Source organism: uncultured Streptococcus sp. (assembly GCF_905372115.1).
Classification (GTDB): Bacteria; Bacillota; Bacilli; order Lactobacillales; family Streptococcaceae; genus Streptococcus.
Map to the genome: position 1 here is coordinate 1 of NZ_CAJPNR010000002.1, position 18,237 is coordinate 18,237.

Genomic DNA, 18,237 nt, shown 5'->3' on the forward strand with positions numbered 1-18,237 from the left:
AGAAGAAACAAAAGCTCACTACGAAGAAACTCGTTTCCCAATGGACACTCGTCCAGCATCTATCGCTGATATTGACGCTGGTTACATTGACAAGGACAACGAACTGATTTACGGTATCCAAAACGACGAACTCTTCAAATTGAACTTCATGCCAAAAGGCGGTATCCGCATGGCTGAAACTACTTTGAAAGAAAATGGATACGAACCAGATCCTGCTGTTCATGAAATCTTTACTAAATATGTTACTACAGTAAATGACGGAATCTTCCGTGCTTACACTTCTAACATCCGCCGTGCTCGTCACGCCCACACTGTAACTGGTCTTCCAGATGCTTACTCACGTGGACGTATCATCGGGGTTTACGCACGTCTTGCTCTTTATGGAGCTGACTACCTCATGGCTGAAAAAGTTCGCGACTGGAATGGTTTGACTGATATTGACGAAGAAACAATCCGTCTGCGCGAAGAAATCAACCTGCAATACCAAGCACTTGGTGAAGTTGTAAAACTTGGTGACCTTTACGGAGTTGATGTTCGCCGTCCTGCTTTTGACGTTAAAGAAGCTATCCAATGGACTAACATCGCCTTCATGGCTGTCTGCCGTGTCATCAACGGTGCTGCTACTTCTCTTGGACGTGTGCCTATCGTTCTTGACATCTACGCAGAACGTGACTTGGCTCGCGGTACTTACACTGAATCAGAAATCCAAGAATTTGTTGATGATTTCGTTATGAAACTTCGTACAGTGAAGTTTGCTCGTACAAAAGCTTACGACCAACTTTACTCTGGTGACCCAACCTTCATCACTACTTCTATGGCAGGTATGGGGAACGACGGCCGTCACCGTGTTACAAAGATGGACTACCGTTTCCTTAACACACTTGATAACATTGGTAACTCTCCAGAACCAAACTTGACTGTTCTCTGGACTGATAAACTTCCATACTCATTCCGTCGCTACTGTATGCACATGAGCCACAAGCACTCTTCTATCCAATACGAAGGTGTAACAACAATGGCTCGAGATGGTTACGGTGAAATGAGCTGTATCTCTTGCTGTGTGTCTCCACTTGACCCTGAAAATGAAGAACAACGCCACAACATCCAATACTTCGGTGCTCGTGTAAACGTTCTGAAAGCCCTTCTGACAGGTCTCAATGGCGGTTACGACGATGTTCATAAAGACTACAAAGTATTTGACATCGAGCCTATCCGTGACGAAGTTCTTGAATTCGAATCAGTTAAAGCGAATTTTGAAAAATCTCTGGACTGGTTGACTGACACTTACGTAGATGCCTTGAACATCATCCACTACATGACTGACAAGTACAACTACGAAGCTGTTCAAATGGCCTTCTTGCCAACTTACCAACGCGCTAACATGGGATTCGGTATCTGTGGATTTGCCAACACTGTTGATACCTTGTCTGCTATCAAGTATGCAACCGTTAAGCCAATCCGCGACGAAAACGGCTATATCTACGACTATGAAACAATCGGAGAATACCCACGTTGGGGTGAAGATGATCCTCGTTCAAACGAACTGGCTGAATGGTTGGTAGAAGCTTACACAACTCGTCTGCGCAGCCACAAACTTTACAAGAACGCTGAAGCAACAGTATCACTCTTGACTATCACATCTAACGTTGCTTACTCTAAACAAACTGGTAACTCACCAGTCCATAAAGGAGTGTACCTCAACGAAGATGGCAGCGTAAACTTGTCTAAATTGGAATTCTTCTCACCAGGTGCTAACCCATCTAACAAAGCAAAAGGTGGCTGGTTGCAAAACCTGAACTCACTTGCTAGCTTGGACTTCAGTTACGCAGCTGACGGTATCTCATTGACAACTCAAGTATCACCTCGTGCGCTTGGTAAGACTCATGACGAACAAGTAGACAACTTGGTAACAATCCTTGATGGTTACTTTGAAAACGGTGGACAACACGTTAACTTGAACGTTATGGACTTGAAGGATGTTTACGAGAAGATTATGTCTGGCGAAGATGTTATCGTTCGTATCTCAGGTTACTGTGTAAATACTAAGTACTTGACTCCAGAGCAAAAGACTGAATTGACTCAACGTGTCTTCCACGAAGTGCTCTCTATGGACGATGCTTTGAGCTAATAAACGACTAAAGACTTACAAACCATTTGAAAGAAGATTGGAAATCCCCAATCTTCTTTTTTGTATTTCAGACTTCAAGTGACTACTAACTTGATGATATTTTTAAGAGGCTTTATGGTATAATGGTTCTATTGCTATACTAGGAAAAGGATTGGGGAAATGACAGAGAAAGGTATCAGGGAAGAAGCCAAAGATTTCAATCTGGCGGTAGATGTCATCATGCTGGCTGGGACACTGCTGCTACAGAGCGGATCCGAGACTTATCGGGTGGAAGACACCATGATTCGTATCGCTCATTCGCAAGGGATTATCGACTGCAATGCCTTAGCAATGCCAGTGGCTATTTTCTTTTCGATCGAAAATACAAATGTCTCACGGATGAAGCGCAATCTCAAGACCAACTACAATATCGAGAAGGTCTGCGACGTCAATCAGGTCTCCCGTCAGTTGGTTACAGGAGAAATCAGCCTTCAGGAGGCTTTTGATGAGCTAAATCGCCTCAAGGTGAAGGAGCTGCCCTATAACAACAAGCAGCTGATTGCTGCCGCAACGCTCAGTGCTCCCTTCTTTTCCATCATGTTTGGCGGAAACTTCTACGATGCTTTGGGGGCTGCCATTGCCACCTTCTTTGGCTTTGCCTTCTCTTTGTATGTTGACAAATATATCCGTATCCCTTTTGTGACAGCTTTTGCCGGAGCCTTCGTCTTTGGACTGCTGGCTCATATCTGGACACGCTATTCTGGTTTTAACTCCACAGATGATTTGATTATTGCAGGTTCTGTCATGCCTTTTGTGCCCGGCATTGCTCTGACCAACTCTGTGCGTGACATCATGACCAACCATATCAACTCTGGGATGAGCAAGCTCTTTGAATCGCTCCTCATCACTCTTGCTCTCGGTGCAGGTACCTCTGTCGCCCTCCTTATTATGAAATAAGCCTATGACAATCTTGACTTTCTTACTGCAAGCAGTTGCCAGCCTACTGGCTATCATTACTTTTTTAATCGTTCTAAATGTCCAGCGCAGTATGCTGATTCCCGGCGGAGTGCTGGGTATGGCTATTTGGCTACTCTACCTTCTGCTCAAAGGACCGACCAACGTCATCATAGCAACCTTTGTGGCTGCTATCCTTGGTTCCTGCATCAGCCAAATCCTCAGCATCATCTACAAAACGCCTGCTGTTGTTTTTATTTTGGCTATTCTAGCGCCTTTGGTCCCAGGCTACATTTCCTATCGGACGACTGCCTTCTTTGTCACTGGTGACTACAGCCAGGCTATGATTCACGCCACTCTGGTGGTCATTCTAGCCTTGGTCATCTCGATTGGCATGGCCAGTGGCACTGTCGTACTCAAGCTCTACCACTACTTGAAAAAGCGCCAAACCAAACTCACAGCAAATAAACAGTAGAGCCATCTGCTGTTTTTATTTTGGAAAATACATCTTAAGCCTGATTTAGCTGAGATTAGATGTTTTTTGTAAGAGTTTTATTCCTAAGTATGGTAAAATAGTTTTCGGAATATACTAGAATAAAAGGATTTAAAGAGGTCTTATAATGACAATCGGAATCGACAAAATCGGTTTTGCGACCAGTAATTATGTTTTAAAATTAAATGATTTAGCGGCAGCCCGTGGGACTGACCCAGAAAAGCTTAGCAAGGGACTCTTGCTCAAGGAACTAAGCATTGCTCCTCTGACTGAGGATATTGTTACCTTAGGAGCCGCGGCAGCAGATCCCATCCTGACAAAAGAGGACAAAGAAAAGATTGACATGGTCATCGTGGCTACTGAGTCAGGGATTGACCAGAGCAAGGCGGCAGCCGTTTTTGTCCACGGCCTTTTGGGTATCCAACCTTTTGCCCGCAGCTTTGAAATCAAGGAAGCCTGCTATGGAGCAACTGCTGCACTGGACTATGCCAAGCTCCATATCGAAAAACATCCAGACAGCAAAGTTTTGGTGTTAGCTAGCGACATTGCTAAGTATGGCATTAACACACCGGGCGAGCCAACTCAGGGAGCGGGAGCTATTTCTATGCTGATTAGCAGAAATCCTCGTATCCTCGCTTTCAATGATGATAATGTGGCCCAGACACGCGATGTCATGGATTTTTGGCGCCCAAATTACTCGACAACACCTTATGTCAACGGCCTCTATTCAACCCAGCAGTATTTGGATAGCTTAAAGACAACTTGGACGGAGTACCAAAAACGCCACAAGCTGGCTCTCAAAGATTTTGCGGCCTACTGCTTCCACCTGCCTTATCCAAAACTGGCCCTCAAAGGCCTCAATAAAATCATGGATAAAAGCCTGCCTCAAGAACAGCAAGACCAGCTCAGAGAGAACTTTGAAGCCTCCATTCTCTACAGCCAAAAAGTTGGAAATATCTATACAGGCTCCCTCTTCCTAGGCCTCCTGTCTCTTTTAGAAAACTCTGACAACCTCAAGTCTGGCGATCGGATTGCTCTCTTCGGCTATGGCAGCGGAGCTGTCTCTGAAATCTTTAGTGCCAATTTGGTAGAGGGCTATGAAAAGTATCTATCCGACACACGCCTAGAGGAATTAGACCAGCGTCAGGCTCTTTCCATCGTAGACTACGAGCGCATCTTTTTTGAAGAAGCTGAGCTGGATGCAGAGGGCAATGCTCGCTTCTCTGGCTATGAAAATCAAAGCTTTGCTCTGACAGAAATTGCAGAGCATCAGCGCAAGTACATCAAAGTTGAGAAATCATCATGAAAGTAAACTGGACTGGATTTTCCAAAAAAACTCCTACTGAACGGCTGCAGATGCTGAAAGAAAAGGGACTTTTACAAGATGAACATTGGCAGCTGCTAGACAGTCAGCAGACTTTGCCTCTGGAAACAGCCAATCAGATGAGCGAAAATGTACTGGCCACTCTGGCCCTACCCTACTCTCTGGTGCCAGACTTTTTGGTGGATGGTAAGACCTATCAAGTTCCATTTGTGACAGAAGAGCCATCTGTGGTAGCAGCAGCCAGCTTTGCCGCTAAGATTATCAAACGTTCAGGCGGATTTGAGACAGAGGTTCACAAACGCCAGATGATTGGGCAAATCGCCCTCTATCAGGTTGATAAGGCAGACCAAGTCATCAAAGATGTTCTCAGGAAAAAGAAAGAGTTACTGGAACAGGCCAACCAAGCCTATCCATCGATTGTTGCTCGTGGTGGAGGTGCTAGAGAACTTTGGTTGGAGCAAAAGGATGACTTCCTAATTTTTTATCTGTCTGTAGATACGCAGGAAGCCATGGGAGCTAATATGCTCAACACCATGCTGGAGGCCCTCACCCTTCCTCTGGAAGAGCTGACTGGCGGTAAGAGTCTGATGGCTATCCTGTCAAACTATGCAACAGATAGCCTCGTAACAGCCCGCTGTGTCATCGACTATCGCTTTCTCAGTCGGGATAAGGCTGAGGCGGAACTTCTTGCGGATAAAATGCAGCTGGCTAGCAAGCTAGCCCAGGTCGATCCTTACCGAGCAGCTACCCACAATAAAGGTATCTTTAATGGTATTGATGCTTTGGTGCTAGCTACTGGAAATGACTGGAGGGCTGTAGAAGCCGGTGCTCATGCCTATGCCAGCCGAGAAGGAAGCTACCGCGGCCTCTCTACTTGGACGGCAGACCCAGACACACGCCAGCTTCATGGTCAGATGACCCTGCCCATGCCCATTGCAACTAAGGGAGGATCCATTGGCCTCAATCCCGCAGTGACAGCCAGCTTTGACTTGCTAGGGCAGCCTCAGGCCAAGGACTTATCATCCCTCATCGTTTCAGCCGGATTGGCACAAAACTTCGCCGCCCTCAAAGCCCTGGTCAGCACTGGCATCCAAGCTGGTCACATGAAATTGCAAGCAAAATCCTTAGCATTGCAAGCTGGAGCCCAAGACGAAGAAATTGCTGCTGTAGCCAGTCGCTTAACAGCCAAGAAGATTTTCAATCTCGCTGCTGCTCAGGAAGTACTAGCAGACTTACGAAAACAGGACAAGTAAAAAGGCCTTGATGGCCTTTTTTGTATGTCTTTATGCTTTTTAGTCAATCTGTTCCTGAGCTTCTTTTAGCCGACCGTAGAGTAGATAGGGAACATTCTTTAATTCTTGCAAGTTTCGGCAGGATAGGGCGCACATGATGAGACGCAGATCTGATTTCCAGCCTTCTACAATATCAATAACTTCTTCCACCGAGTGATTTTCCACCAAGTCCAGCATGGTACGAGAGAGGCCGACCGCCTTGGCTCCTAAGACCAAGGCTTTGATCATATCCAAAGAATGGCGGACACCTCCACTAGCCAAGAGTTCGACCTCATCGCGCAATGGCTGAAGCGCCAACAGGCTCTGCAGAGTAGATTGTCCCCAATCATTGAGGTAGTCACGATTGCCACCCCGCTGATTTTCAATATAGGCAAAGCTAGTGCCACCCCGGCCGGAAATATCAAAAGTCTGAATCCCCAAGGAGCGCGCTTCTTCGATAGTAGAGCGATCCATGCCAAAGCCAACTTCTTTAAGAATTAGGGGAAGATCCAGCCGCTGACCATAATCAGTCAAGTGCTGGCACCAAGAGCGAAACTCCCGCTCGCCCTCTGGCATCAGCAATTCCTGCATGAGATTAACATGGACCTGCAAAAAGAGGGGCTGCAAATCAGCTACTGCTTGCTGGGCGGCTTGATAAGGCTTGTCCAAGCCGATATTGGTAGCCAGCAATAAATTAGGCCGACCAGCCGCCACCCGATAGGAAAGATCCGAAGGATTTTTCAAGGCAGCACTGTAAGATCCAGTCACAAAAAGAAGGCCGCAACTTTCAGCTACCTGAGCCAGCTTTTCATTGATTTGACCGCCTTTTTGGCTGCCGCCAGTCATGGCATTGATGTAAAAAGGAAACTCCCAATCACGACCAGCAAAGTGAGTAGATAGGTCAATCTCTGCCAAATCGTACTTGGGCAAAGAACGATGAATCAGTTCCATTTCATCAAAACTATTGTAACCTGGACGCTGCTCTAAAGCGTATTTGATATGGTCATCCTTACGATTCTGGCTCATCATGACCCATCCTTTCTCTGTATAATAGCTCAATGCCAGCTGCTTGCCAAGCTTGAATCAGTTGCTTGCTAGATGCGGCATCAAAGCTAAGAGCAATCCCGCAGTCGCCACCGCCGGCACCACTGCTCTTAGCCACGCAGTTCAGTCCCTCTGCCGCTTCCTTTAGAGCCTTCAGTCTGTCTATATAGATAGCTGGGCTGAGCATTTCTAAGAGCTGACTAGCCTTTTCCAGACTAGACTGAATAGCAAGTTTCTCTCCTGCTAATAAAGCCTTCTCCAAGGCATCGACCTGCGTCCTGCTGCCTGTCAAAAAGGACTCTGAAATAGCTGACTTGACCTGATTGACCAAGTCCTTAGAAATCGCCGGCTGCTTGGTCCAGCCAACTAGAAAATCCATGGCTAAGCAAGGCTTAATACTGCGAATTTCAAAACCCCAATCCTCTGCTAGTAATTGCTGTAAATCAACTTTGTCCATGCGCTTGCGGACCAGCTCTCTATCAAAAGATCGGTAGTAAATCAGGTCTTCATAAACAATGCAGGCTAGATCTCCCATGGAGCCATTGTCCCCTCGCTTGAGGAGAACGTAAGAAGCTATTTTAAAGAGTAGCTCCGACTCCAAGTCCAGCTCATAAAGTGCTGCCATGGCCTTGAGAATCAGAATAACCACACTACCGCTGGAGCCAATCCCGAACTTCTTGCCTTCTCTTTCCATCTTGCCGCAAATCTTTAGAGAAAAAGGCTGAAGCTGGTAGCCTAAGGCTAGCAAATAAGTGTTCATAACCCCTATCGCCTCCTGAATCAGGGCATAATCAGGGTCTGGCTCTAGGTTAGCGCTGTGTTCAAACATATCTGATGTCAAGTGATAGTCAAGCGCTATCTGGATTTCCCCCGTCATATAGATAGGAATGGCCTTGATAATGGCCGGCTGACCAGCCGTCAGCACTGCATATTCACCCGCCAGATAAAGCTTGCCACAGGTTTGAACTCTTGCACTAGTCTTCATCTGACAAGTCCTTTGTTTTGGAGACGATAAGCCGATAGTCCTTCTCAAAAATAGCCACCAGATGGTCTAGGTCTTCCTCCAAGCAGAGCACCTTGACATTTGGCCCTGCGTCCATGGTAAAGTAGCAACGCTCGCCCTGCTCCCGCAGCTTTCTGACAGCATCCATAGCTTGGTAAGACTCCTCTGTCAGATAAGAAAAGGGCGGATAAGCTTTCTCTGTCGTGGCATGCATCCGAAGAGCATTTTCTTCCGTCAGCTGGCCCACCTTGGCAAAATCATTGTCTCGTAAATAGCCTAGCATGGCCTCATAATCCAAAGCAGACTGGGCAATCCAATCTGGGAAAATCGTGGAAGTTTTAGCACAGAGCTCCATACCGTCGCGGCTGGAAATGGGCTTTTTCTCATCGTGCAGAACCAACATAATCATGGCTAGTTTCAAATCTGTCTTGACTGGATAAATGGCCCCACTGTCCTTATCCCAGGCCGCTAGCGGACCAAAGAAAGAGCGAGCTGACGACCCTGAAGCAAACTTGGCCAGCTGAGCCAGCTCTTGCGTCTGATAGCCCGTCTGAAAATAAGCATTGCAGGCCTTGACGAGGGCTGACAGACCACTGGAGCTGGAAGAAAGACCCGCAGCTGTTGGCATATTGTTGCTGGTATCAACGCGGACAAAACCATCTTCTAGAGAGCGGAAACGGTCAATTATCTTACTGATTTTGGCATGTTCTGCCGGGCTTTGCAGCTGACCGTCAATATAAAACTCATCTCCAGTCGCTGTATCCGGCAAAGGACTCAGTTGCGTCTCGGTATACATATTTTCCAGTGTCAGCGAGATACTGCTAGTAGACGGAATCATCTTTTCTGCATCTTTCTTCCCCCAATATTTGACAATTGCAATATTGGCATAGGATTTGACACTTACAGGCTTTCGATCCATGTGTTAATGGCCCCTTTCTCTCTCAATAAGGCGGCTAAGGCCTCCGCCTGACTTTTTTCTCCTACAAGAGCAATGACACAGCCGCCCAGACCGCCGCCGCTCATTTTAGCTCCCAAAGCTCCATTTTCAAGAGCTGCCGCTACCAGCTTATCTGCTTTCTGGCAAGAAACCCCTAGCTTAGCTAGCTTCTCGTGAGCCTTGGTCATAGCTTGACCCATTGTCATCAGGTCCTTGATAGAAATAGCCTTCTCAAGGATTTTCGTTAAATTCCCCAATTCCTGCAGCAAAGGCAGAGCCTTTTGACCCTGACTTTCTACAGCACGGATAGCTTCGCGGGTATGACCGTGAATGCCCGTATCTGCAATGACTAAAAAGGCATCCAAATCCAGCTCAATTTCACTGAAACCGAAATTGCGGATAAACTTAATAGCTACATCACTGAGGCAGGTCTTGGCATCAAGGCCGCTGGGATTCATATGGGCAATCATCTCAGCCCGATTGGCTAGAATCTCCAGTATCTGGTCATCCAGTTCTTCCTCAAAGTAGTCAAAGACAGCCCGAATAGCCGCAATACTAACTGCGGCTGAAGAACCCATTCCCCTCTTCTCAGGGACCATAGACTCCACCTGACAGCGAATCTTAGATCCCTGCCGACCGAGATGTTCCAGACAGGCAAAAACAGCCATAGACAGCGTGTCCTCGGCGTAGAGGGTCCAGGCCCGCTCAGACGGAAAGACCTGACAGGTCACTTCGATACGATTAAGAGGCAGGGAAATGGCCGGATAGCCATAGACAACCGAATGCTCTCCCATTAAAATAATTTTACTGTGTGCCTTGCCGACACCGATTTCTTTTGTCATAGTCTTCTCTTGTCTGTAGATTCTCTCTATCTTATTTTAATATACTTTGGCAAAAAAAGCGATTTTTATTAAGAGAAAATCACTGGGGCTAGAGACCGATATTTATATAGGCAGACATGATAAAACTCCGGGGCATGCAGCCGGAGTCTTTTAAAGTTCTTTTCTTATCAGATCCATCAGCTGGTTCCGATCCAAGATCCATTGAGCCCGCTCGTCTTTTTCATAGGTCCGGTTGGATAGGAAAATAGCCGCCTTTTGCCCCTTGCGATTATACATGATAAAGGTTCCCGTGTAGCCAGTGTGATCCAGCCAGCTGCCCTCTAGATTCCAGGCTAGACTTCGTCTTTTGCCTGGCTCCTTGGAAAAATTCTGGATCAGATGGTCCGCAAAATCATCCTGCAGATAATGTTCCAGAAATATTTCCAAATCCCTGAGAGTTGAAAATAAGCCAGCACTGCCAGCATGGACTCCCAACACACGCGCCTTGGGATCATGAACCTGACCATCCTGGACACCGCGAACGGTCGGCACAGCTCCTGGAACTGATCCAAAACCTGTCTCAGTCAAACCCCAAGGCTGGAAAATCTGACTTTGAAAAATCTGATCCAAAGACTGACCGTAGATTTCTTCAAACATAAAGCCCAAGAGCAGAAAATTCACATCCGTATAGCGGAAGGTCTTATCTTCAAGCACTGTCAAATGATTGAGCGCTTCTTTCAACTCGGGAGCTGTCAGCTGATCACGATTGGGAATAAAGGGATCCAGCCCAGATGTGTGGGTCAAGAGCTGACGCAAGGTCACATCTTCTCGATGGAAGGCCGGATAGTAATGCTGCAAGGGCAAATCCAGCTCCAGCTTGCCCTGCTCATACAAAAAGGCTGCCAGAGTGCCAACTCCGACCACCTTGCTGACACTAGCCAAGTCATAGACCAAACCCGCTTGAGTGGCCTTTTTTTCTTGCGGATCTGCTAGGCCAAAGTAGAATTCCTGCCACCGGCCAGCTTGATACAAGGCCAGACTAGCACCGGGATAGATACCGTCTTTCAGCTGTTCTTGGATTTTACTGATGATTTTTTCTAGAGTCATGCTTCAAACCACAATTCAATCTTGCTAGAATCCTGACTCAGCAGGAACTTATCCGACTTGGGTACAAAGACCCCCTGCCCTTCAAAGACAGGACGCAGAGAAGCTGTTTCTAAACGATTGACCTGAGCTTTGAGCATGGTCAAGTCCCAAGTTAGGGCATTGTCTGCCTGCAAGTCTTGTCCCTCTGCTTCTGTAAAGGTCAGAAAATCCAGCGCATGTTCAATCTTGCTGTAAAATTCTTGGGCTGCATTGGCATCAGGTACACGAATTTCTACCGTCTCTATCTCAAATTGGCTAAGACCGATGAAGTCCTCTTGCTTTTCAAATTCAGGCGCTGCCGTGACTTCTTGAAGATTTGCTCTATTCTCTTCTGCATGCAGGAGAACTAGGTCACCCTCTGGCGACAGGGCTTCAAAAGCATAGCCTTTCTCTCCTTGATACAGCTTTGTCCAAGCAGGCTTTTGAGCCAATAGCGACTCGATTTCTTTAGCATCTGCAACCTTGACAACGATTCTGGCTAATTTTTTAGGGCCTTTAACTCGCCGAGACCGCATACTGGGTGATTCTTCCAGCTGCAGTTTCTCTGTCTTAGTCTGATCTCCTAAAGACAGAAAAGCAGCTTCCTCTAAAAGGGGCTTCATACCCAGCTGATTTACAAAAAATTCTTGATTTAAATGACGATTATTGATTTTTAATACAGGGATAATTCTAATAATATGATTCGCGCTCATAATTCCTCCAAACCATTTTATTGTAATGGATTTTCATCTTTTTGACAAGAAATTATGCGCAAATAAACAATTTTTAAAACAAGAAGGCCTTGGATTTATTGGTAAACGGTCTGAGCAATGACCAAGCCTCTAGCGGACTCAAACTCGTACTGCAGATAGGACTGGTAGGTACCGGGCGCGATAATACCACGAATATCCAGAATATCTGTCCCTGCCTGCCCAATAATCGAATCTGCTAGTAGGCAACAGTTGGTCGATAGGACAAAATACGTCTTGAAACGACTGGTTTTAAACTTATATAGCTGCGCTCCTAGTTCATGCTTCAACTTGTAGGAGTATGTTGGCTGGCCATTTTTCAGTTCCGCTGGCGGCTCCCATTCTACCAACAGCTGATCAATTTCAGCCAGGCGCTTCTCAACCGCCTCCTTCTCCTTATCCGTCAAAGCCAAAGAATAACCAAAAAGTGTTTTCTTGCTTTCTTTTTTGCAAAGCTCAATATAGGCGTCTTTAGGAACCTTGAAGAGAACACCATCTCCAATCATGCCCTTGCATCGCTCAGAAAAAACATCATAGCTGCCATAAGAAATCACTTGTCCCTGATAGCAAATATCTACATGACCAATGCCCCCTAATAAACTTGTCTTTGAAGTATGGACCAAGACCTCTAAGTCCGCCTTTTTCTCTCTATTCTTAACAAGACTATAAACATTTTTACGATCAGAAGCTGCATCTCCCTGAATCAGTCGATTAAAGCGCTCTAGATTTTCTACTGGAATAAAGGCTGCAAAAATAATAGGTAGGTTAATACGAATTTGCCTACGCAGCCGATGTTTTTCACGGTCATTGTCGAAAAAGAGGCCATCCCGGATATTGGACATTCCCAGCATCATCAAATAGATTCCCAAAATCAAAAACTGTAAGTGTCCGTCGGTCGCAGGCGAAAGAATACTGGTCAGCCCAATCCCACCATAGAGAATGGTATCAAATAGATAGCGCAAACCTCCCTTGACATGATTTTGCCGATAAAGCAGATAGGTCATTCCGTAAATACCGGCAGTCAAGAGCTGGTAGCTACCCAAACTAATAATCACAATATTGACAGGCACATCACTGATTCGGTTGAGCCAGCTGATACCCATGGCGACTGCAATCTGAAGCAGACTATGCCAGACAGCCCCTTCTTTCTTGCGCGTAAAAACATGAAGAACAATATTTACCAAGCCAACAACTGTCAGATAAAGCGAAATAAAATCGAAGGCCAGCTTGGTAAATCTGAAGCCATTGACAATGATAATCAGGCCAAAAACAAGGGCTAAAAAACCAAAGAGTAAGGTTCTGCGGCCACTGACCTTATGAAATTTTGATACTTGCATCTCCATCTTTACCTCTTCTATCGTTCGAAAAAAGAGTTGGGGAAATCCCCCAACTCTGATCTTATGTGCTTATCCGTAGATTGTTTTAAACAAGAGGACTGCTGTGATACCTGCAAGAATCGGTGCCACAACTGGAACCCAAGAATACCACCATTTTGAATCGCCCTTGTGTTTGCCCAAAACAGATTCTGGCAGGATGAAGTGGAGGATACGAGGTCCAAGGTCACGAGCTGGGTTCAGTCCTGGTCCAGTAGGGCCTCCTAGAGAGGTTACCAAAGCCATTACCAAGAAACCAAGTGCCAAGTGAGCGACTGAAAGACCAGCTGCAGTATGCGGAGCCACTTGTGCTTTCACTGCTGCATCTGTCAACTGCTGACCAGATTGCTCAATAAATGGTTTCAAATATTGTAACGCTTCTGCCCCAAAGAAGTTCTTAGTTAAGCCTAGAGCAGCAAAGAAAAGAACAAAAGAACCAACAAATTCATTGATAAAACCATTGAACAAGGCTGCTTTACGTGATTCAGGTGTGCCATGGTCTAGGCTAGAGATAGTAGAGAAAGTACCTAAGATATTGTTAGGATTTTCTGTTTTCAGATAGTAAGGACGGTGGGTCGCAACGACCAAGGCCTGTCCGAAGATAGCTCCCAAAATCTGCGCTGCAATGTATGGCGCAACCTGTGCCCAAGGGAAATAACCGCTGACAGCAAGTCCCAAAGTAAAGGCAGGGTTGATATGGTTACCGGACACATTACCAAACATCAAAGCTGGAATCATAACCCCCATACCGTATCCGACAGCGATGACTAACCAACCGCTCTGGTGTCCCTTAGTTCCTTTTAATTCAACGTTGGCAACAGCTCCGTTCCCCAAGACAATGAGGATAGCTGTTCCTAAAAATTCTGTGGCGTATTTAACGACCCATTCGAAATCCATTTAGTGATACTCCTTAAATATTTTTTAGACAAACTCTATTTTATCAAGTATAATGGATAATGTAAAGGTCATTTTTTATAAAAATAAGAAAAAGAGGGAAGAATATGCGTTTTAATCAGTATAGTTATGTAAGAACGAAACGGGAAAATATGTTGATAGAATTAGCTGAATTAGGCTTTTTTTATGACAGCAATCGCTCTGATAAGGAAAATCTTGAAGATTTTCTCCGCACCAGCTTTTTCACTTATAAAAATACAGATTATCTCTTAAAATCCTGGGCTGCTGATAGCCAAACAGACCTGCTGAGCTTTTGCCAGTCTGACAGAGAACTGACAGCACCTGTCTTTTATACTGTGGCCTTTCAGCTGCTTGAGTTCTTACCCTTTATTGATTTTACAGATGTTGAGGCCTTTCGCAAAGAAACAGGCTTTCCCATTACATTTGGAGACTTGTTGGAAAATCTCTACCAACTGCTCAACACTCGGACAAAAAATGGTAATTTGCTGATTGATAAGCTAGTCAGCGAGGGTTTGATTCCTGAGGACAATACCCACCACTACTTCAACGGTAAGAGCTTGGCAACCTTTTCCAGCCATGATGCTATCCGAGAGGTGGTTTATGTGGAATCACGCGTGGATACTGATCGAGACGGTTGTCCGGACCTCATCAAGGTCAGCATTATCCGGCCCCGCTATCAAGGACAAATTCCTGCAGTTATGACCGCTTCTCCTTATCATCAAGGAACCAATGACCCCGCCAGTGACAAGGCTCTCCATGATATGAATGTGGACTTAGTAAAAAAAGAACCCCATCAAATCACAGTCCAAGATCCTGAGCTCAAATTGCTCCAACTGGATTCGCTGGCTCCTGCCCAAGAAGTCTCTGAAGCCGAGGAAAAACTGGGTCATATCAGCACCTACACGCTCAATGATTACTTGCTGCCCCGCGGCTTTGCCAATCTCTATGTGTCTGGCGTAGGAACCAAAGACTCTGAAGGTCTGATGACAAGCGGAGACTATCAGCAGATTGAGGCCTACAAGAATGTTATTGACTGGCTCAACGGCCGCTGCAGAGCCTTCACCGACCACACCCGCCAGCGGGAAATCAAGGCTACTTGGTCCAACGGAAAAGTGGCTACGACCGGTATCTCCTATCTAGGCACCATGTCCAACGGGCTGGCAACGACTGGCGTAGATGGGCTGGAAGTCATTATCGCCGAAGCTGGGATTTCTTCTTGGTACAACTACTACCGCGAAAACGGCCTTGTCACAAGTCCTGGCGGCTATCCAGGAGAGGATTTTGAATCCTTGACCGAACTGACCTACTCCCGCAATCTGAGAGCTGGTGACTACCTGCGCAACAACGACGCTTATCAGCGAAGCCTAGAGCAGCAGCGCAAAGACCTAGACCGGCAAACCGGAGATTACAATCAATTTTGGCATGACCGCAACTACCTGCTCTACGCAGATAAGGTCAAGGCCGAAGTCGTCTTCACCCATGGCTCTCAAGACTGGAATGTCAAGCCTCTCCATGTCTATAATATGTTTCGGGCCTTACCGCCCCACATCAAAAAGCATCTTTTCTTCCATAACGGTGCCCATGTTTACATGAACAACTGGCAGTCCATCGACTTCCGTGAGTCTATCAATGCTCTGCTGAGCAAGAAACTGCTGGGATGTGAATCAGACTTCGAACTGCCAGCAGTCATTTGGCAGGACAATAGCCAAGCTCAAAGTTGGCTGACCTTGGAAGACTTCGGTGGACAAGAGCAGAATCTTCATCTCCAACTAGGCCAAGACTGCCAATCTATCCAAAATCAATATCCAGAAGAAGACTATAATCGTTTTGCCAAAAACTACCAAAGCTTTAAGACTGAGCTCTTTGACGGTAAGGTCAACCAGATTACTCTGGACTGGACCTTGGAAAAGGACCTCTTTCTCAACGGAGCGAGCCAGCTCAATCTTCGCCTCAAATCCAGCACCAATAAGGGACTGATTTCTGCTCAATTGCTGGACTTCGGACCAGCTAAACGCCTCGCACCGATTCCTACGCCTATTGAGCCTAGAGTCATGGACAACGGCCGCTACTATATGCTAGACAATCTGGTTGAACTCCCCCATACTGAAACGCCTCATCGCGTCATCACCAAAGGCTTCATCAACCTGCAAAACCGGACCAACCTACTGACTGTCGAAGAAGTCACTCCTGACCAATGGCTGGAATTTTCCTTTGAACTGCAACCAACCATCTATAAAATAAAAAAAGGCGACCAACTGCGCCTCGTCCTCTACACTACAGACTTTGAGCATACCGTCCGTGATAAGACCGATTATCAGCTGACGGTAGATTTGGAGCAATCTAGTCTGGATTTGCCGACTATGACATTACTTTAATAAAACCTAAAAGACGCTGAAATTCAGCGCTTTTTCTTTTATCGTAGATTGAGATATTCCTCTGCATATTTTTTATAATCTGGCTTTTCCTTGCGGTTCATAGCAAAGAGCATACTGCCTGTGAGATAGTCATCGTCTGAATCAGGAATTAGCATAATAGCAATATTTTTATCTTTCTCAGGAAAGACGATAGAAAATGTTCCGCCATTATCTTTCCGAGTCAGGCCATAATAACTCACCCCATTCTTAAAACCAACTGCATTTTGAGTGTACTCATACTCTTCTTCGTTGACAATGATAGTCTTGTCTTTTATTTCAATGGTCTTTTGTTCACCGCTAGCATCCTGTACATTCCATTTTCCCTGAATTTTGGGGCTGCCGCTGCAGCCAATTAGGATGAAGAGGGATGAGAGCACTACCAACAGCAAACCTTTTATCTTCTTGTTTTTCAAGTTGTTTTCTCCTTGATATATAGATTCATGACCATTCTACTATAAATGCTAAATTTTTGTCAAACCTCTTAGAAATGTTCTTCTTGCCACTTTTCCAAAAAATGATATAATTTGAAGAGTGAAGATTACCGAGGGCTTAGCCCTTGCGAGAGAAAGGAAAGATAATCTTATGATGAACATGCAAAACTTGTTCCACGATTTTTTAAGTCTTGCAATCGTCAAAAATATTGATTTAAAGCCTTTCTTGATTCACTAAATTAAACTCAAATCACTTAAATTTATATCAATAAGACAAAAAATAGACAATGGTAGTATCTTCTTTGTATCGAAAAACTCTTCCTACAATTTAATGTAAGAAGAGTTTTCTTTTTGTCCTACTCTAGATAGTTATCAAATCCGTTTCGAGTTTGAACAGATTTAATATACTGCTCTAAATTATCCCAATCTTCCCATTCATCAGCAATCTTAAATAAATCCAATTCATCAACAATCTTAAATAAATCCAATCGTTCAGCTACTTGGCAAAACAATCTAAGATTATCTTCTGATTCAAAAATTTTTTCAACCAGTGGTAGATGTTCAAGAACATCCGTAAGTAATTTTTCATTTTGAAGAAGCAACGGAAGAGCAAAGTGACGACTATTTGATTTCTTCATTCGGTCTAACAATTTAGGAAATTCTTTATTCTCAATCCTATGTTCAATAATATCCGTAACCTTATCCATAATTACTTTATCATTGTTTTGAATGCCCTCGTAAATTTTTTCACCTAATTCATTAAATAATTCATTATCAAAAATCGCATTATATGTTCTATCAGTGATAATTGTTTTTTTCGTAGAAGGATGTCCTTGATAGACTTTTTCCAGAGTTTTGTCACTTACTTCATTATCAATCATATCAGCTACGTATTCTAGGATAGCTTTATAACCTTTTTCTTCAGCTGATAGTTCTCGGAATTCTTTGAATTCTTCTAAATCTTCAACAAAGTTCAATGTAACGCACGCTAACAATAATTTTTCTTGTTGGTCAATAATATTTATAGACATAATAGCACCTCACTTATTTTTTATTATCTTAGCATGACAAATGAATAAATTCAAGAGCTTTTTATTACGTTAGTGAAGGTAGAAAAAGCCAATTAAATCAGTGCTTGAACGTTAGTGTGTGACCGAATTATTTGTGTGCTATTCTGTTAGTGTGAGATAGCTATCACACAAAATTACATATCTTCAATAAATTTGAAAAGCCATAAATTTATTGATGTGTTTATAAAATGGTTAGAAAAGAGGTG

Annotated in this window: 16 protein-coding genes; 6 read left to right on the forward strand and 10 right to left on the reverse strand. The window is 44.8% G+C overall.

The features are described from left to right. The 5 genes from pflB to QZ169_RS00940 form a co-directional block, all read left to right on the forward strand. Nucleotides 1-2,128, forward strand: a 2,128-nt coding sequence (gene pflB / locus QZ169_RS00920) for a formate C-acetyltransferase (RefSeq protein WP_295504231.1), incomplete at its 5' end; no start/stop codon positions are given. A 159-nt stretch (nt 2,129-2,287) separates the two neighbouring features. Then, a complete protein-coding gene (locus QZ169_RS00925) occupies nt 2,288-3,064 on the forward strand; it encodes a threonine/serine exporter family protein (RefSeq protein ID WP_002901514.1) in 777 nt (258 codons plus the stop codon). A 4-nt stretch (nt 3,065-3,068) separates the two neighbouring features. Further along, nucleotides 3,069-3,536 (forward strand): threonine/serine exporter family protein, encoded by a 468-nt coding sequence (locus QZ169_RS00930; RefSeq protein WP_002916038.1) that lies wholly within the window; start codon nt 3,069-3,071, stop codon nt 3,534-3,536. Between the two features lie 145 nt (nt 3,537-3,681). Then, nucleotides 3,682-4,860: a hydroxymethylglutaryl-CoA synthase gene (locus QZ169_RS00935; protein ID WP_295504234.1), complete on the forward strand. Its 1,179-nt coding sequence runs from the start codon at nt 3,682-3,684 to the stop codon at nt 4,858-4,860. Beyond that, nucleotides 4,857-6,131, forward strand: a complete 1,275-nt coding sequence (locus tag QZ169_RS00940) for a hydroxymethylglutaryl-CoA reductase, degradative (protein WP_295504236.1) — start codon at nt 4,857-4,859, stop codon at nt 6,129-6,131. The genes QZ169_RS00935 and QZ169_RS00940 overlap by 4 nt, the downstream gene beginning before the upstream one ends. A gap of 39 nt (nt 6,132-6,170) precedes the next feature. Here QZ169_RS00940 and fni read toward each other — a convergent pair whose 3' ends face one another. The 8 genes from fni to gla all read right to left on the reverse strand — a co-directional run bounded on the left by fni (nt 6,171) and on the right by gla (nt 14,098). Further along, on the reverse strand, nt 6,171-7,178 hold the full coding sequence (gene fni, locus QZ169_RS00945; RefSeq protein ID WP_295504239.1) for a type 2 isopentenyl-diphosphate Delta-isomerase: 1,008 nt from the start codon (nt 7,176-7,178) through the stop codon (nt 6,171-6,173). Beyond that, the gene (locus tag QZ169_RS00950; protein WP_295504241.1) at nt 7,159-8,178 is read right to left on the reverse strand and encodes a phosphomevalonate kinase; all 1,020 of its coding nucleotides are present in this window, start codon (nt 8,176-8,178) and stop codon (nt 7,159-7,161) included. The genes fni and QZ169_RS00950 overlap by 20 nt, the downstream gene beginning before the upstream one ends. Then, a complete protein-coding gene (gene mvaD, locus QZ169_RS00955; protein WP_295504243.1) occupies nt 8,168-9,115 on the reverse strand; it encodes a diphosphomevalonate decarboxylase in 948 nt (315 codons plus the stop codon). The genes QZ169_RS00950 and mvaD overlap by 11 nt, the downstream gene beginning before the upstream one ends. After that, the gene (mvk, locus tag QZ169_RS00960) at nt 9,097-9,975 is read right to left on the reverse strand and encodes a mevalonate kinase (RefSeq protein WP_295504245.1); all 879 of its coding nucleotides are present in this window, start codon (nt 9,973-9,975) and stop codon (nt 9,097-9,099) included. Before mvk ends, mvaD begins: the two co-directional genes overlap by 19 nt. 150 nt (nt 9,976-10,125) lie before the next feature. Continuing rightward, complete coding sequence (locus QZ169_RS00965) at nt 10,126-11,061, reverse strand: serine hydrolase domain-containing protein (protein ID WP_295504247.1); 936 nt, start codon at nt 11,059-11,061, stop codon at nt 10,126-10,128. Further along, nucleotides 11,058-11,792 carry a CppA N-terminal domain-containing protein gene (locus QZ169_RS00970; RefSeq protein ID WP_295504249.1) on the reverse strand — a complete coding sequence of 245 codons (735 nt, stop codon included), beginning with the start codon at nt 11,790-11,792 and terminating at the stop codon, nt 11,058-11,060. Before QZ169_RS00970 ends, QZ169_RS00965 begins: the two co-directional genes overlap by 4 nt. 95 nt (nt 11,793-11,887) lie before the next feature. After that, the gene (locus QZ169_RS00975) at nt 11,888-13,171 is read right to left on the reverse strand and encodes a DUF308 domain-containing protein (RefSeq protein WP_295504251.1); all 1,284 of its coding nucleotides are present in this window, start codon (nt 13,169-13,171) and stop codon (nt 11,888-11,890) included. Between the two features lie 63 nt (nt 13,172-13,234). Further along, nucleotides 13,235-14,098, reverse strand: a complete 864-nt coding sequence (gla, locus tag QZ169_RS00980) for an aquaglyceroporin Gla (RefSeq protein ID WP_002914417.1) — start codon at nt 14,096-14,098, stop codon at nt 13,235-13,237. A 104-nt stretch (nt 14,099-14,202) separates the two neighbouring features. Between gla and QZ169_RS00985 the strand changes: the two genes are divergently transcribed. Continuing rightward, the gene (locus QZ169_RS00985; RefSeq protein WP_295504253.1) at nt 14,203-16,491 is read left to right on the forward strand and encodes a Xaa-Pro dipeptidyl-peptidase; all 2,289 of its coding nucleotides are present in this window, start codon (nt 14,203-14,205) and stop codon (nt 16,489-16,491) included. Nucleotides 16,492-16,529: 38 nt separating this feature from the next. Here QZ169_RS00985 and QZ169_RS00990 read toward each other — a convergent pair whose 3' ends face one another. Together QZ169_RS00990 and QZ169_RS00995 are read right to left on the reverse strand one after the other, a co-directional pair. After that, nucleotides 16,530-16,943 (reverse strand): glycosyltransferase, encoded by a 414-nt coding sequence (locus tag QZ169_RS00990; RefSeq protein ID WP_185756512.1) that lies wholly within the window; start codon nt 16,941-16,943, stop codon nt 16,530-16,532. Nucleotides 16,944-17,317: 374 nt separating this feature from the next. Further along, nucleotides 17,318-17,992: an epsilon-antitoxin gene (locus QZ169_RS00995; protein ID WP_295504256.1), complete on the reverse strand. Its 675-nt coding sequence runs from the start codon at nt 17,990-17,992 to the stop codon at nt 17,318-17,320. Nucleotides 17,993-18,237: the final 245 nt, after the last annotated feature.

What these genes read in the sequence shown, in the direction of transcription:
- QZ169_RS00925 (WP_002901514.1), top strand. Translation starts at nt 2,288, where the DNA reads ATGACAGAGAAAGGTATCAGGGAAGAAGCCAAAGATTTCAATCTGGCG.
- QZ169_RS00930 (WP_002916038.1), top strand. Translation starts at nt 3,069, where the DNA reads ATGACAATCTTGACTTTCTTACTGCAAGCAGTTGCCAGCCTACTGGCT.
- QZ169_RS00935 (WP_295504234.1), top strand. Translation starts at nt 3,682, where the DNA reads ATGACAATCGGAATCGACAAAATCGGTTTTGCGACCAGTAATTATGTT.
- QZ169_RS00940 (WP_295504236.1), top strand. Translation starts at nt 4,857, where the DNA reads ATGAAAGTAAACTGGACTGGATTTTCCAAAAAAACTCCTACTGAACGG.
- fni (WP_295504239.1), bottom strand. Translation starts at nt 7,178, where the DNA reads ATGATGAGCCAGAATCGTAAGGATGACCATATCAAATACGCTTTAGAG.
- QZ169_RS00950 (WP_295504241.1), bottom strand. Translation starts at nt 8,178, where the DNA reads ATGAAGACTAGTGCAAGAGTTCAAACCTGTGGCAAGCTTTATCTGGCG.
- mvaD (WP_295504243.1), bottom strand. Translation starts at nt 9,115, where the DNA reads ATGGATCGAAAGCCTGTAAGTGTCAAATCCTATGCCAATATTGCAATT.
- mvk (WP_295504245.1), bottom strand. Translation starts at nt 9,975, where the DNA reads ATGACAAAAGAAATCGGTGTCGGCAAGGCACACAGTAAAATTATTTTA.
- QZ169_RS00965 (WP_295504247.1), bottom strand. Translation starts at nt 11,061, where the DNA reads ATGACTCTAGAAAAAATCATCAGTAAAATCCAAGAACAGCTGAAAGAC.
- QZ169_RS00970 (WP_295504249.1), bottom strand. Translation starts at nt 11,792, where the DNA reads ATGAGCGCGAATCATATTATTAGAATTATCCCTGTATTAAAAATCAAT.
- QZ169_RS00975 (WP_295504251.1), bottom strand. Translation starts at nt 13,171, where the DNA reads ATGGAGATGCAAGTATCAAAATTTCATAAGGTCAGTGGCCGCAGAACC.
- gla (WP_002914417.1), bottom strand. Translation starts at nt 14,098, where the DNA reads ATGGATTTCGAATGGGTCGTTAAATACGCCACAGAATTTTTAGGAACA.
- QZ169_RS00985 (WP_295504253.1), top strand. Translation starts at nt 14,203, where the DNA reads ATGCGTTTTAATCAGTATAGTTATGTAAGAACGAAACGGGAAAATATG.
- QZ169_RS00995 (WP_295504256.1), bottom strand. Translation starts at nt 17,992, where the DNA reads ATGTCTATAAATATTATTGACCAACAAGAAAAATTATTGTTAGCGTGC.